Origin of the sequence: Mycobacterium sp. 852002-40037_SCH5390672, assembly GCF_001665875.1 — a bacterium.
GTDB lineage: Bacteria > Actinomycetota > Actinomycetes > Mycobacteriales > Mycobacteriaceae > Mycobacterium.
The window spans coordinates 147,519-161,318 of the sequence record NZ_LZTA01000102.1 but is presented as its reverse complement, the minus strand read 5'-3'; the positions used below and the strand labels follow the sequence as shown (position 1 = coordinate 161,318).

The window sequence follows — 13,800 nt, the reverse complement described above, 5'->3', positions numbered from 1 at the left end:
CTAGGGTTGCGCGAATGGGCTTGCGGTGAGCACTTCGGAGCCGTTCGCGGTGATCAGGACCGCTTCTCGCCCGAATACCGCGCCGACTCCTTCTTCCCACACGTAGCCCGTGACGGCGAGCACCATCCCCGGTTCCAGACGTTCGTCGGCCGCGGTCGCGGGCAGATGCTTGGAGACGACCGGCGGATCGAACCCCATGCCCAGGCCGCGGGCCACCGGCATCGGTGGCTCGGGCTCTCCGGCCGCCTGGTAGGCCGCCAGCAGTTCGCCCGCTCCAGCACCGGGTCGGCAGGCTGCAATCAACTTGCCCCACAGGCCTTCCCAGCGTCCGTACAGCGCCGATGCGCCGCCGGGCGGGTGCCTGCGGTCGGCCGGCCAGGTACGGCCGACCTCACCGACATAGCCACCCGCCAGGACTCCGGCGGAGAATGCCACCAGATCGCCCTCCTGGATGCGGCCTTCACCATCAGCGCGGCGCCACGGGTGTCTGCGCGAAGTCACCCATGCCACATCTTGATTCGACGGGGTGCTCACCCCGCCCGCCGCGGAGGCCTCCAACAGGACGCCGGCCAGAGCTCGTTCGGTCACCCCTGGCCGCAACTCCGCGACGGCGGCGGCCAGGGCCGACTCGGCCACCGTGATGGATTCCCGTAGCGCGGCGATCTCCTCGGCCGTCTTGACGCGACGGGCGGTCCGCATGGCGAGTTCTCCGTCCACCAACTGCGCGTTGGGAAACGCGAACGGCAGCAGCTGCGCGAAAACCGGTGAGATCGCGTCGGTTCCGACGCGCCGGGCGGTCGCCGCGCCCTCGATGCGACTCAGCGCCGACATGGTGTTCATGGGGTTCCACGAGATGCCGTAGAGATTTTCGTGAGGAATGTCCTCCGGAATACCCTCGTCCCATGTGCTGAGGAGGTGCACGGCTCCGGTCTCACGCACGACCACACACGTCGGACCGAACGGCCGGGTGCCGGCCACCCATAGCTGCGGCGCCCCGGTGACGTAACGAACATTGGCTTGCCGGCCGAGGACCAGCACATCGAGATCGTGTGCCGCCATCTGTTGCAGCGCCCGCTGACGACGCCCCAAGCGCAGCGTGCGCTCGTCAGGGCACACTTCAACTGACATGGGAGCCATAGGGGTCATAGGGGTAGTCGGTCAAGCGGATCCAGCCTTCCTCGGTAATCACCAGGACCTCTTCGCTGCGATAGCCTCCGGTGCCGTCTTCCCACACCACGGGCTCAAGCACCAGTACCATGCCGGCCTGCAGAACGAAATTATCGTCGAACTCCTGGCCGAGATCCGTTCCGATCATCGGCATTTCGGCGGCGTTGACGCCGATACCATGGCCCAGGTAGAAGTGCGGAAGCCACGGCTTGGTACCGCCGTTGGCCTTGATCGCCGCCCGGCCCAGATCTGCCGCGGTGGCGCCGGCTTTGGTGACACCCAGCACCGCGCGCATGGTCTCGAACCATCTGTCGAACTGCGCCTGCTGACGAGGCGACGGGTCCCGTCCGACGATCCAGGTGCGCCCGAAGTCGGAGCAGTAGCCCTGGTAAGTGATGCTGACGTCGGTCCACAACACGTCACCTTCGGCCAGCTCACGCTCGGTGCTCAGCAGCGGCAGCGCCAGGTCACCGTGTGTGGTCCACACGCCCTCGGCCCTGCTGCGCGGCATCACCTGCCAGATCGGTTCGAGCATGCTGGCCGTAGCCCCCAACTCGAAGGCGCGGCGCAAAAAGCTTGCCGACAAATCGATTTGGCGGATGCCGGGGGCGAGCCGCTTCTGGACTTCCACCATCGCCTCGTCGGTGATCCGAATGGCGGTGCGCATGCACGAGAGTTCATCCGGTGTCTTGACCGACTTGGCCGCGCTGACGATGGCCGCGGCGTCGACGGGAGCGCCGCCCGGGAACAACAGATTCGCCGCACGCGACATCGCGCCGGTGCATTCGTCGACCGCGATCACCGACGCGGGCGGAATCAGGCCGGCAATCATCCGAGCGAATTTGGCTACGCCTTCCTCGAATTCGAGGAAGACCGGCCCGTGCAAATGGTCGGCGGGCAGGTCCGATTCCTGCGAGGCTCCTTCACGGAACGGCAGGAACAGGTGCGGCCACTCGTCGTTGGCGACGACGACGGCCACCGGTCGCTCGACGTAGGATAGCCCGGCATCGCCAAGCGGCCAGCTGGCTCCGGTGGCATAGACGACGGCGTTGTTGCCGAGCAGGATCATGGCGTCGACGCCACGCTCGGTCATGGCAGCCCGCAGCCGCGCTCCGGTTTCGCGGCGCAGGCGCGCCAAGTCGGGTGTTTCCGGAATCACCAGTCCGCTATCGGTGCAGGTGTTCCGTTGGGCGAACGTCGTCACTACAAACCCAGGAACTTCGTGATGTTGCCACTGACGATCTTGCCCGCGTTCGCCGAGCCCACCGCCTCGACGACGGCTTTCAGCGACTTTTCGGAATAGCCGTAAGTGCTTTCGTTGTGCGGATAGTCGCTGGACCACATGACCTTGTCCACCCCGATCTGGTCGATCAGCTGCAGGCCCAGCGGGTCGACCATGAATGAAGCGCTCATGTGCGTGTCCCAGTAGTAGCGCACATCGTGCTGCAGCGGCCGGTTGAACATGTGTTGGTAGGACGCGACCAGATGCTCGGCATCTTGCAAAGCCCAAGGCACCCAGGCAATCCCGCCTTCGAACCAGCCGATGCGCAGCGAGGGATGATCGTCGAGAATTCCGGTGAACAGGTATTTGGCGAACTGTTCGCGGAAGCCGTCGATGTTGATCATCATGCCGACCACCACGCTGTTGAACTGACACGGGGTTTTCGGCGGGGTCTCCCCGATATGGTGGGTCACTGGCAGGCCGGCCGCTTCGATCTCATCCCAGACCGGCTTCATCGCGGTACTGCCGTAGTCGATGACGTTGCCGTCGTCATCCTTGCCGGGGTTCAGCGGCAGCAGAAAGGTTTTGAGTCCCAACGACTTCAACTCAGCCAGCGTTCGTCTGGCGCCTTCCGGCTCCCACCAGTTGATCAGACCCGCACCGTAGAAGTGGCCATTGGAACGCTCCTGCAGCTCGGCGATGTACTCGTTGTAGATGCGGAACGCCAGTTCGCGAAGTTTCTTGTCCGGGTAGTGAAACAGCGCCAGCACGGCGTTGGGGAACGCCAGTTCCTTCTCGACACCGTCGTCGTGCAGCTCCTGGATGCGGGCCTCGATGTTGGTGCTCGCGGCGCCCGGCAGGTCGTCGTACTGCATCAGCACGGCGCTGAAGTCGCCCGGCAAGAACGACTGTCCCTTGCGGCCGACCTGGTAGGCGCCGTCCTCGTACCAGATCCGGGGCGCCTTGTCCTTCAGGTCATCCGGGAAGCGTTGGTAGAAAATGTCATCCGCCAGCGAGATGTGGTTGTCCGCCGAGAAGACCACGGTCCCCTGCGGCAGGCCGACATCGCTGCCCGCGGCGTGGCCGCGCCGATCCTTCGGAGCGCCATAACCTCCGGGCGGGTAGAGCAGGCCAGGCTTCGTCGTCATCATTGACCCTCCATTCGGATCCGAAAATCTTTCCAAAAGTAGCGAGCTGGGCTACCAGCTCACCGGCAGTTCGTACACGCCGTAGGCGAGTCGGTCATCCTTGAACGGAACTTCCTCGATCGGAATCGCAAGTTGCAGCGTGGGAATGCGCCGGGCCAGCGTGTGGAACACGATCTGCAGCTCGGCGCGGGCAAGCTGCTGCCCCACGCATTGATGCCGGCCATAGCCGAATGCGACGTTGCGGTCGGCGCCCGAGCGGTGCAGGTACAGCCGGTCGGGTTCGGCGAACGCGCCCGAATCCCAGTTGGCCGGGGCCAGGTCGATGATGATGCCCTCGCCGGCACGTATCGTCTCACCGGCGATGTGGATGTCCTCGAGCGCGACGCGGCGCTGACCGTTCTGAATGATGCTCAGGTAGCGCAGCAGTTCCTCGACCGCACTCGCGACGATCTTCGGATCTTCGGCATCGCGGATGACGGCCAGCTGGTCGGGGTTTTCCAGGAGGGCGAGCACACCGAGCCCAATCATGTTGGAGGTGGTCTCATGCCCGGCGATCAGCAAGCCGGTGCCCAACTGGGCGGCCTCTTTCACGCTGAGCTCGCCGGCCTTGACCCGCTCGGCGAGGTCGGAAACCGCGTCCTCGGCTGGATTCTCCATCTTGGCTTCCACCAGCTGAGCCAGGTATTTGTTCAGGCTCATGGCGCCTTTGACGGTGTCTTCACCGGTGGCGTAACGCGCGAGCCCGACGTTGGCGTGGTGCTGGAACATGTCGGCGTCTTCGTAGGGGACCCCCAGCAGCTGGCTGATCACCAGTGAGGGCACCGGGAGCGCCAATGCGGTGACGATGTCGGCAGGCTGAGGTCCGGCAAGTATCGCATCGATGTGCTCGTCGGTGATCCGCTGGATACTCGGGCGCAGACCCTCGACACGCTTGAACGTGAAGGGCTTCGACAACATGCGCCGGAATCTGGTGTGTTCCTCACCGTCGGCGGTGAAGACCGACCGCGGGCGCTTGTGCACGGTGGACAGCATGCCTTCGTTCCAGTGCGGGAACCCGGGCTGCCGGTCGTCGACGCTGACCCGCGAATCCGAAAACAGCTCGCGCACTTGCTCGTATCCCGTGATGAGCCACGGTGTGCTGCCGTCCCAGATCCGGACCCTGGACAGCGGCCTGGCTTCGGCCAGCGCCATGACCTCCGGCGGCGGCGCGAAGGGGCAGCGCGGCTCCCTGGCCATCGGATAGTCCGGGATTCCGGAGGTCTGCTCCGTTGCGGTGCTCGTCAGTGTGTCTGACATTTCATTCCTCGATGTGGATGGCAAGTGCGGGGCAGGCCGCCGCCGCCCGACGCGCGCCTTCGGCCTGCTCGGACGTGGGATGGGGATTGAGCAAGACGACGACGCCGTCGTCATCGCGCTGGTCGAACACGTCGGACGCATTCATCACACAGTTTCCCGATGAAGCGCAAACATCTTGATCGACAGTCACTTTCATCTGCGCGCCCTTCACTCGTACACCGTCACGGGCGCCAACCACAGGCCCACGATCGCGTCGATCAGTCCCGATGCTGCAGCCCGCCATGAACGATGGGATGTCAAAGCACCTGCGGCAAGAGCGCGTTCACGGTCGGCGCAGGTGTGCATCAACAGGTTTCGAGCCATGATGTTGCGCTCGAAGTGCACTTCGGCCGGCAGCTCGGGCAGGCAACGGTTGATGCCCTCGACGACCTGGACCAGCGACCGGGAGCTGAGCGCGCCCTTGACGATGATGTTGTAGTAGGCGGGGTCGGTCATTGCCTGGGCCGCGAAGCGCGCGTACCAGGTCGGGTTTCCGAGCTCCTCCAGATGATCGGTGAGCGGGCGCACCAAACAGGCCACCCAGTTGCGCAATTCGGTCGAGCCATCCGTGTCGAGCAGTTCGGTCACCATCTGTTCGCGCAGCTGTTCGACGGGTCCGCGGTGCTTGTGCTCGATCGCCCGCACCAGGTCGGCCTTGGTGCCGAAGTGGTAGCCGACGGCAGCGTTGTTGCCCTGACCGGCGGCCTCGCTGACTTGCCGGTTGGACACGGCGAACATGCCGTGCTCGGCGTACAGGCGCTCGGCCGCCACCAGGATCGCCTCTTGGGTGGAACTGGCCCGATCAGTGCGGACGGTCCGGCCGGCGGCGGTCATTGGATCAGTGAACCCCGTCCAGCAGTTTAAGTCAAGCGATTGATTTAATGCCGGAATCGATGCCCCAGGTGACCGCCGCGAGTCCGCAGTTTGGGCGTGGGGATGGCGGGTATTGCACGGTCGCACTGTCCTTCAGACAACAGGGACGGTTCTGTTTCTCGATAGTCGGGACAGTTCCGCCAGGACTCGCGGCTGCCCCTAACGCGTTCCGGGAAGGGACGGGATTGTTACGCGTCGCTTCCGTGCCGGCGTCACACGTTTATGTACGCCACCTTGGGAATCCGAACGCGGATTCTGTTGTGCGCCTGGATGATCCAGTCCCGGCGGATGGACGAACCGTGCCCGGAGGCTGGTGGCCGCCTCTTATGCTGGAGCCGGGCTGGGTCAGCGACAATCACTCACGGTTCGACGTGTTCCACATCCACTTCGGATTCGACGCCATCGGTCCCGAGGCGTTGGCCGAAGTTGTCCAAGAGCTCAAAATGCACGACAAACCCCTGGTCTATACGGTGCATGACTTGCGCAATCCACATCACCCGGAGCCCGAAGCGCACACCGCGCAGCAAGATGTCCTGATTGCCGCTGCGGACGAGCTGATAACCCTGACGCCCGGTGCTGCGCAGCTGATTTGGGACAACTGGGGACGGCGCGCCCGGGTACTGCCGCATCCTCACGTGCTCGAGAGGGACTGGATCGAGAAGCCCCGCGCCCGCAGTGAACGATTCATCGTCGGTCTCCACGCCAAGAGCCTGCGCGCGAACATGGACCCATTGCCCATCGTGCAGGCACTCACGGTGATCTTGTCCTCGCTGCCGGACGCGATCCTGCAGGTAAACGTCCACGACGAGATCTTCGATCCCGACAATCACTGGTTCGCACCGAAGACCGGCGGGGCACTGCTGGGCTATGACCGCCACAAACATGTGCAGGTCCGTGTGCACCCGTACTTCTCAGACGACGAATTGTGGGAGTACCTCGCGTCGTTGACGGTGTCGGTACTTCCCTACCGGTTCGGCACCCATTCGGGGTGGCTGGAAGCCAGTTACGATCTCGGAACCGCCGTATTGGCCCCCACCTGCGGGTTCTATCACCAGCAGCGCCCATGCGGAGTTTTCGGCTACAGCACCGAAGAGTTCGATCAAGCATCTCTTTGCCGCGCGATTCACCGGGCACACGCGCGTTGGGCCGCCGGTCACCCCGCTCCACGGGCCAGCTGGGCGGAGCGGCTCGCCGAAAGGCGGAAGCTTGCTTGCGCGCATCGCGCCATCTATTCCGGCGTCCTGAAATGACGGAACAACTGCGCGTGGCGCTGATCGCCTCAACCCGCTATCCGATTCGGCAACCGTTTGCCGGCGGGCTTGAAGCACACGTCTGCCACCTGGCGCGCGCGCTCGCATCCAGCGGTTATCGGGTGTCGCTGTTCGCAGCTTCGGGTTCGGACCCCGGCCTGGGATGCCAAATGCTCGACGTGCGGCCGTTGAATCTGTCGGATGCGGCACGGCACGACGTATCGATGCCCCCGGCGACCTTCATGGCCGATCACCACGCGTACCTGTCATTTATGCTCTGGCTCGCGGGGCCCGGCAGCCAAGAGTTCGACGTCATCCACAACCACAGCCTGCATTACCTTCCGGTGGCGATGGCATCGGCGTTGTCCACCCCGATGCTCACCACGGTGCACACACCACCCACGCCGTGGCTCGAGTCGGCGATCGGCGCATGCACCGGACGACGCAGCCGCTTTGCCGCAGTTTCCCGACACACCGCGGCCGCGTGGCGAAACCTCATCGGCGATATCGCGGTGGTTCCCAACGGTGTCCACACGGGCCAGTGGCCCCTTGGTCCGGGCGGCCCGTCCCTGGTGTGGTTTGGCCGCATCACACCGGAAAAGGCCCCCCACTTGGCCATCGCCGCGGCGCGACGCACTGGCAGGCCACTGGTGCTCGCCGGTCCGATCTCGGACCAAAAGTACTTTCTCACCCACGTCAAGCCTCAGCTACAGGGCGACGTCAGATATGCGGGTCATCTTGACCATGAGTGTCTGGCCCACTTGGTCGGCCATGCCGCGGCCGCGCTTGTCACCCCTACCTGGGACGAGCCGTACGGCCTTGTCGTCGCCGAAGCTATGTCATGCGGTACCCCTGTCGTAGCATTCGCCCGCGGCGGGATCCCCGAACTCATCAGCACCTCGTCGGGTCGGCTCGTTGTCACCGGTGACATCACCGCGATGGCGGAAGCCATTTCTACCGCAGTACGGCTGCCGCGCGAGCAGGTGCGTGAACATGCCATTCGCCACTGCTCTGCGGACGCGATGGTGACCGCCTACACCGATCTGTACCGCCAGATGATCGACGACTCCGCGGGCAAATCCGCATGATCGGGTACTACATTCACCATCACGGTTTCGGGCATCTGGCCCGCGCGATGAGCATCTGCGCCCGGATGCGCCGCCCGGTGACAGCCATGACATCGATGGACATCCCTGAGCCGCACCCGTTTTCGTGCGTCCTGAGGTTACCCCGTGATGACGAGGGACCGCGGCCGCACGAAGCCACCGCGCATGGCGCGCTGCATTGGGCGCCCCATCACGACGCCGGGTTCAGCGCGCGAATGGATGGAATCGCGCGATGGGTATCCGAGGCGCGGCCCGAAGCCCTCGTCGTGGATGTTTCGGTCGAAGTTGCGGTGTTCGTCCGGCTGCTCGGTGTGCCGGTGATCGTCATGGCATTACCCGGCAACCGGGTGGACGCGCCGCATGTGCTGGTGCACCGGCTGGCCGATCACATCGTTGCGGCCTGGCCCCGGGCATTGTGCCAACCGTCCTGGCTGCGGCAGTGGGAACAAAAGACCAGCTACGTCGGTGGCATCAGCCGCTTCGAAGGCCGCGATCGCCCCGACAACGAGTCCGAATCATCGGCGCGCGCCACACCATTGGACGAGACGCGGGTAGTCGTTTTGAGCGGAGCAGGCGACGCGCTCGGCGCATCGTTACAGGACTGTGCCGCGCCACATTCGGCGCTCTCGTGGACCACGCTCGGCGGCAGTTCGTGGAAACACGATCCGTGGGCCGAAATCCGGGCAGCGGATGTCGTCGTCACCCACGCGGGCCAAGGCTGCATTGCTGATGTCGCTGCGGCACGACGCCGCGCGATAGTCATCCCGCGATCCCGCCCCTTTGATGAGCAGCAAGCAACGGCCCGGGCGCTGCAGCGTCACCGGCTTGCGGTGGTCGCGCACGGCTTGCCTGACCCACGGGCTTGGCCCGCGCTTCTGGCCAATGCAACGGCAACCGATCCGCATCGCTGGCGGCGGTGGGAAGTGGACGGGGCCGCGAACCGCGCCGCCGACGCGATCGAGTCGACAGCCCGTCGCTGTAGGCAAGGCACGTAGTGCGCACCGCCGTCGTCACCGTTGTTCACGGCAGAGCCGCCCACCTGCGCAGGCAGCTGCAAGGCCTCGCCACCGCCACACGGCGGCCCGACATGCACATTGTGGTCGCGCTCGACGACCCCCGGGTCGCCGAGATGGTGGACGAGCTGGGGGCGCAGGCAATAGTGCTTGACCGCAAAGTCGCGCACCCACTGCCCGTGGCAATGGGACGCAACGTGGGGGCCGCCGCGGCGATACGAAAGGGCGCCGAACTCTTGGTTTTTCTCGACGTCGACTGCATTCCCGGCGCGGAGTTGCTCGACCGGTACCACACCGTCGCGGGCAGAGCGGAGCACGAGGACGCAATCCTGAACGGGCCTGTCACCTATTTGCCGCCGCCCGGTCCGGGCGGCTACGTGATCTCAGAGATACGGTCGAAGCCTGAACCGCATCGCGCGCGGCCCGCGCCGCCTGATGGGAGCGTCGTCGCCACGACGGACTATGCACTGTTCTGGTCGCTGTCTTTCGCAGTAACGGTGCGCACCTGGCTGCGAATCGGTGGATTCTGCGAGCTGTACCGCGGTTACGGCGGAGAGGACACCGATTTCGGGCAATGCGCAGCGGCTCGACACGTTCCGATGCGCTGGGTCGGCGGTGCCCACGCGTTCCACCAGTACCATGCTGTCACCGACCCTCCGGTGGACCACCTGGACGACATACTGCGCAACGCGGTGATCTTTCATCGACGTTGGGGATGGTGGCCGATGGAGGGCTGGCTGTCCTCCTTCGCGGAAAATGGCCTCATCCGTCGCCACACCGACGGTCGCCCCGTTCGCACAGCACCGCAGGGCCATCATCCGCGCGCGTCCAGCGGGATTCATGTTGTGGCAGAAGGGTGATGGCGGTGGTGGGTGGTCTTTGCGCCAAGGCAGTCATTCTTTGCGTTTGGACCGGATCGCCTTGCCGGCCACGGTCCCACCGTCCACCGGCAGCACGGTTCCGGTGACATAGCGCGAACGGTCGGTCGCGAAATACAGCGCCGCCTCGGCGACATCATCGGGAGTGCCCTCGCGCTTCAGCGGCCGATCCTCGCGCATCGTCTCGCGAATCCGTGCCTCGAACTGTCTCAGTTGTTCGGGGTCCATGCCGGCACCCGACTTGCCCAGAATTGGCGTGGGGATGTTCCCGGGCGCGATGGCATTGACCCGAATCTCGTGGTAAGCCAACTCGATTGCCGCGGCCTTGGTGAACTGGATGACGGCCGCTTTGGACGCGCGGTAGATCAGCACTCCGCCGCCGGCCTGAATGCCGCCGATCGAGGTGATGTTGATGATCGATCCGCCGCCATGTTCGGCCATGTGCCGCGCGGCATCTCGGGTACCCGCCATCACGCCCAGCACATTGACCCCCATCACGCGGTGAAAATCGGTGAGGTCGTCGTCGAGCAACCTGCGCAGTGGGCTGGAAATGCCGGCATTGTTCACCATGACGTGCAGGCCGCCGAATTTCTCGACGGCACCGATTACCAGCGCAACCACCTGTCGAGGGTCGGAGACGTCGGTCTGCCGGAAGACGGCGGCGCTGCCCAGCGATGCAGCCAGCGCCTCGCCGCGATCGGTCTCGACATCGGCGATGACGACTCGCGCGCCCTCGATGACAAAACGCTCCACGAGGCCGCGACCGAGGCCCGACGCGCCGCCGGTGACGACGGCGACCTTGCCGTCCAATTCGTTAACCACACGATGAGTTAATCGGCGCACGCGGTATTAAGTCAAGCAATTGATTTAAGTGCGACGGGTATCGTCCTTACGGCCGGCAGCGCGCTCAATGTGCCGCGTCCGGCGGCATCAGTTCACGCAGACCCTCCGGGGTTGTGACCTGGTGGCCCCTTGAGTCGGATATGACTATCGGCTCCCGGGTTCCCGCCGGTTCCCAAGGGGGCCATGCTGAGGAGGCCAGTTCATCGGGAAACTCGAAAGGCGTGATCATGAAGGTTCTGGTAATCGGCGGCAGCGGGCTCATCGGATCGCAGGTAGTCGCTCAGCTCACCGAACTGGGACACGAGGCCGTTTCGGCCTCGCCGAGATCGGGGGTCAACACCATCACCGGTGAAGGTCTCGCCGACGCCGTTGCCGGGGTTCACACCGTGGTGGACGTGTCCAACTCGCCGTCCTGGGACGACGACGACGTATTGAACTTTTTCACGACCTCGACCCGCAATCTGCTCGAGGCCGAGCGTGCCGCCGGAGTGCAGCACCACGTCGCGCTTTCGATCGTGGGAGCCGACCGCGCGGCGGCAAGCGGCTACATGCGGGCCAAGATCGCCCAGGAGAATCTGATCAAGGAATCCGGAGCCCCGCATACGATCGTGCGCGCCACTCAGTTCTTCGAATTTGTTGGGGGAATTGCTGATTCGCTGGCCGACGGGGACACGGTTCGCGCGCCACACGGGGCATTCCAGCCGATCGCGGCCGCGGATGTGGCCACCGCCGTCACCCGCGCGTCGATCGGTGAGCCGGCCGGGCTGATCAACATCGCCGGCCCGGAGAAGCAGGGCATGGACGACTTCATCCGAACCCGGTTCGTGGCAACCGGCGACGGGCGCGAGGTGGTGACCGACCCGGACGCCGAGTATTACGGTGCGGTGCTCGACGACCGCATGATCGTTCCCATCGAGGGCGAAGAAGTCACCCTCTACCCCACCAGGTTCGGCGACTGGCTGACATCCCAGGTGCCAAGCAACGCCAAGTAGAGGGCCGAGGAGTGGCCAGATGGAGCTGTAGGACCACACCGCGGTGATCACCGGCGAGACGACGGGTATCGGCGGACGCAAGGTTCGTTCAGACCGGAATGGCTGAGCCGCGTCAGTGAATTCGCTTGTACAGCAGTGCGGCGAGGTCATGTCATGGCGACGTGGCTGGGTAACCTCCGATTTGGCCAGATCCCCTTGCGCACAGCAACATTGAAGTTACGCGTGCGCCCTCTGGGTATGTCCGCACGGCGGGCGGTAATCGAAAGGTCTAGCGCCGGCGGTTGCGCTCCGCCTAGCATCCAAGCACGAGAACGTTGGGGCGAACCAAAGACGAGGAGCACCGATTGCCCGTGCAGCCCACCAGCGGCGTCCCCTTCGACAGAACTCGGCTCACCCGGCGCAGTTTCATGGTCGCCGGCATCGCCGGCGGATTGACGCTGACCGCGTGCAGTCAATCCACGCCCGAACCGTCGGGCAGTGCCCGGATGGCCGCTGCCATCGCCGAAACCGAGGCCGTGCGGCCGCATAGCGGCCGCACGGTAACCGCGAAGCTGACACCCCAGCAGGTCGAGGTAGACCTGGGCGGACCGGTCGTCCGCACGCTGGCCTTCGGCAACAGCATCCCGGGCCCGGTAATCCGCGCCGGCATCGGCGACGAGGTCGTGGTGACGGTGTCGAACCGGCTCGATCATCCGACTTCGGTGCACTGGCACGGCATCTCCCTGCGCAACGACATGGACGGCGCCGAGCCGGCCACACCCGACATCGCGGCCGGCCACGACTTCACCTACCGCTTCTGCGTGCCGAACTCGGGCACTTACTGGGCACATCCGCACACCGGCCTGGACACGGACACCGGCCTCTATCTGCCGGTCATCGTCGACGACCCGACCGAGGGCAACTATGACGCCGAATGGATAGTCGTGCTTGATGATTGGACCGATGGCGTCGGAAAGAGTCCTCAGCAGCTCTACAGCGAACTGAGCAACCCGAACAAGTCCCCGCCGAACGCGCCGGAGACGACCTCCACGACGTCGACGCCGCCGACGGCGGAGACAACGTCAACACCAACGACCGAGATGACGTCGACCAGTCCGACACCCTCGACGAGTGCGACCGCGAGCGCACCGGCACCTTCGGCGGGAGGTGTCGGCACCAGCGATCTCCTCGGTGGCGACGCCGGAGAGATCACCTACCCGTTTTATCTGGTCAATGGGCGAATCCCCGCTTCTCCCATGACCTTTAATGCCAAACCCGGCCAGCGCATCCGCATTCGCTTCATCAACTCCGCCTCCGACACCACGTTCCGGGTGGCTCTGGCCGGTCATGCGATGACGGTGACTCACACCGACGGTTACCCCGTGGTCCCGGCCCAAGTTGACGCTCTGCTCATCGGCATGGCCGAACGCTACGACGTCACCGTGACCGCCGCGGATGGCGTCTTTCCACTGGTCGCGGTCGCCGAGGGCAAAAATGGCCTGGCACGCGCACTGCTCTTTACGGCCGCGGGCAGCGCACCCGACCCGCAATTCCAGCCGGGCGAACTCACCAAGCGGGTGGGCACCGTCGAGATGTTCACCGCCACAACGCCGGTCAACTTGGGTCGCCCCGATCCCGGCCTCAACCTCCCCTTCGTCCTGGGCGGCAACATGATGCAGTACGACTGGACGATCAATGGGGAGCCTTACGGCAAGACGAATCCGCTACACGTGCAACAGGGCCAACGGCCCACCATCACATTCGACAACACCACCACGATGTATCACCCAATGCACCTGCACGGGCATACGTTCCAGGTGATCAAGTCCGACGGAAGCCCGGGCGCCCGCAAGGACACCGTCATGGTGTTGCCCAAGCAGAAACTCGTCGCCGTCCTCGTTGCGGACAATCCCGGTACCTGGGTGATGCACTGCCACAACACCTATCACCAGGTCGCCGGAATGATGACCCGCCTGGACTACGTCTTCTGACCC

Annotated in this window: 12 protein-coding genes and 1 pseudogene; 6 read left to right on the top strand and 7 right to left on the bottom strand. The window is 64.8% G+C overall.

All coding sequences use genetic code 11. The features are described 5' to 3' along the window. The 6 genes from A5782_RS19935 to A5782_RS19910 form a co-directional block, all read right to left on the bottom strand. Window positions 1-1,128 carry a Xaa-Pro peptidase family protein gene (locus A5782_RS19935; protein ID WP_067103800.1) on the bottom strand — a complete coding sequence of 376 codons (1,128 nt, stop codon included), beginning with the start codon at window positions 1,126-1,128 and terminating at the stop codon, window positions 1-3. After that, window positions 1,118-2,371 (bottom strand): Xaa-Pro peptidase family protein, encoded by a 1,254-nt coding sequence (locus A5782_RS19930; protein WP_067103799.1) that lies wholly within the window; start codon window positions 2,369-2,371, stop codon window positions 1,118-1,120. Before A5782_RS19930 ends, A5782_RS19935 begins: the two co-directional genes overlap by 11 nt. After that, window positions 2,371-3,432 carry an amidohydrolase family protein gene (locus A5782_RS19925; RefSeq protein ID WP_197694287.1) on the bottom strand — a complete coding sequence of 354 codons (1,062 nt, stop codon included), beginning with the start codon at window positions 3,430-3,432 and terminating at the stop codon, window positions 2,371-2,373. Before A5782_RS19925 ends, A5782_RS19930 begins: the two co-directional genes overlap by 1 nt. A 156-nt stretch (window positions 3,433-3,588) precedes the next feature. Beyond that, entirely contained in the window at window positions 3,589-4,833 is a 1,245-nt protein-coding gene (locus A5782_RS19920) for a cytochrome P450 (RefSeq protein ID WP_067103798.1), read from the bottom strand. Between the two features lies 1 nt (window position 4,834). Then, window positions 4,835-5,029, bottom strand: a complete 195-nt coding sequence (locus A5782_RS19915; protein ID WP_067103854.1) for a ferredoxin — start codon at window positions 5,027-5,029, stop codon at window positions 4,835-4,837. 11 nt (window positions 5,030-5,040) lie between these two features. Continuing rightward, window positions 5,041-5,706: a TetR family transcriptional regulator gene (locus A5782_RS19910; protein ID WP_067103797.1), complete on the bottom strand. Its 666-nt coding sequence runs from the start codon at window positions 5,704-5,706 to the stop codon at window positions 5,041-5,043. A 242-nt stretch (window positions 5,707-5,948) separates the two neighbouring features. On the opposite strand from A5782_RS19910, the gene A5782_RS19905 reads away from it, so the two are divergent. The 4 genes and pseudogenes from A5782_RS19905 (at window position 5,949) to A5782_RS19890 (ending at window position 9,974) form a co-directional block, all read left to right on the top strand. Beyond that, window positions 5,949-6,995 carry a glycosyltransferase gene (locus tag A5782_RS19905; RefSeq protein WP_082943018.1) on the top strand — a complete coding sequence of 349 codons (1,047 nt, stop codon included), beginning with the start codon at window positions 5,949-5,951 and terminating at the stop codon, window positions 6,993-6,995. Continuing rightward, a pseudogene (locus A5782_RS19900) lies at window positions 6,992-8,192 on the top strand (glycosyltransferase family 4 protein). The gene A5782_RS19905 and the pseudogene A5782_RS19900 overlap by 4 nt, the downstream one beginning before the upstream one ends. 22 nt (window positions 8,193-8,214) lie before the next feature. Next, window positions 8,215-9,096 (top strand): glycosyltransferase, encoded by an 882-nt coding sequence (locus tag A5782_RS19895; RefSeq protein ID WP_067103853.1) that lies wholly within the window; start codon window positions 8,215-8,217, stop codon window positions 9,094-9,096. Further along, entirely contained in the window at window positions 9,096-9,974 is an 879-nt protein-coding gene (locus tag A5782_RS19890) for a glycosyltransferase family 2 protein (protein WP_067103794.1), read from the top strand. Before A5782_RS19895 ends, A5782_RS19890 begins: the two co-directional genes overlap by 1 nt. A 33-nt stretch (window positions 9,975-10,007) precedes the next feature. Here A5782_RS19890 and A5782_RS19885 read toward each other — a convergent pair whose 3' ends face one another. Then, the gene (locus tag A5782_RS19885) at window positions 10,008-10,814 is read right to left on the bottom strand and encodes an SDR family NAD(P)-dependent oxidoreductase (protein ID WP_067103793.1); all 807 of its coding nucleotides are present in this window, start codon (window positions 10,812-10,814) and stop codon (window positions 10,008-10,010) included. Between the two features lie 248 nt (window positions 10,815-11,062). On the opposite strand from A5782_RS19885, the gene A5782_RS19880 reads away from it, so the two are divergent. Together A5782_RS19880 and A5782_RS19875 are read left to right on the top strand one after the other, a co-directional pair. Beyond that, window positions 11,063-11,827, top strand: coding sequence for an SDR family oxidoreductase (locus A5782_RS19880; protein ID WP_067103852.1), 765 nt, complete (start codon window positions 11,063-11,065; stop codon window positions 11,825-11,827). Window positions 11,828-12,171: 344 nt separating this feature from the next. Further along, a complete protein-coding gene (locus tag A5782_RS19875) occupies window positions 12,172-13,797 on the top strand; it encodes a multicopper oxidase family protein (RefSeq protein WP_067103851.1) in 1,626 nt (541 codons plus the stop codon). Window positions 13,798-13,800: the final 3 nt, after the last annotated feature.

What these genes read in the sequence shown, in the direction of transcription:
- A5782_RS19935 (WP_067103800.1), bottom strand. Translation starts at nt 1,128, where the DNA reads ATGTCAGTTGAAGTGTGCCCTGACGAGCGCACGCTGCGCTTGGGGCGT.
- A5782_RS19920 (WP_067103798.1), bottom strand. Translation starts at nt 4,833, where the DNA reads ATGTCAGACACACTGACGAGCACCGCAACGGAGCAGACCTCCGGAATC.
- A5782_RS19915 (WP_067103854.1), bottom strand. Translation starts at nt 5,029, where the DNA reads ATGAAAGTGACTGTCGATCAAGATGTTTGCGCTTCATCGGGAAACTGT.
- A5782_RS19910 (WP_067103797.1), bottom strand. Translation starts at nt 5,706, where the DNA reads ATGACCGCCGCCGGCCGGACCGTCCGCACTGATCGGGCCAGTTCCACC.
- A5782_RS19880 (WP_067103852.1), top strand. Translation starts at nt 11,063, where the DNA reads ATGAAGGTTCTGGTAATCGGCGGCAGCGGGCTCATCGGATCGCAGGTA.